Origin of the sequence: Legionella nagasakiensis, from assembly GCF_900639915.1 — a bacterium.
In the GTDB taxonomy this organism is placed as follows: Bacteria; Pseudomonadota; Gammaproteobacteria; order Legionellales; family Legionellaceae; genus Legionella_A; species Legionella_A nagasakiensis.
This window is the reverse complement of the sequence record NZ_CAAAID010000052.1, coordinates 1-329: the sequence shown is the minus strand read 5'-3', so window position 1 is coordinate 329 and position 329 is coordinate 1. Positions and strand designations below refer to the sequence as shown.

Here is a 329-nt window from a genome sequence, read left to right as displayed (position 1 = left end):
GGAAACCAAAAAGCAAGTTGCTACGTTTTGTCTATCAGCAAATAATTGTACGTTTCACTGGTCAAGTCAGAGAGCCATATCTTATCCGCATTGATAGAATATTTACTCACCCAGATACCAATGAATTATCTGTTGCTTTTCACATTGCCAATAAACGCGTTAATCAAGAGATGCCTGTCGCTAAGTTTGTTAAGTCGGATATGATTTACCTCATTGATCCGCGCATCGTTTTCGATATAGGGCAGCAATTTGGCGCCCATTCAGAACAGCTTGCTATTATGGAAAAAAAGAAACCAAGCTTAAAAACTAAATGTGTTGTTGGCTGGCTC

The 329-nt window shown here is 39.2% G+C and carries 1 protein-coding gene; it reads left to right on the top strand.

The features are described 5' to 3' along the window. Positions 1 to 17: 17 nt before the first annotated feature. The coding region (locus E1O52_RS13085; protein WP_133129061.1) for a hypothetical protein at positions 18 to 329 on the top strand (312 nt) is incomplete at its 3' end.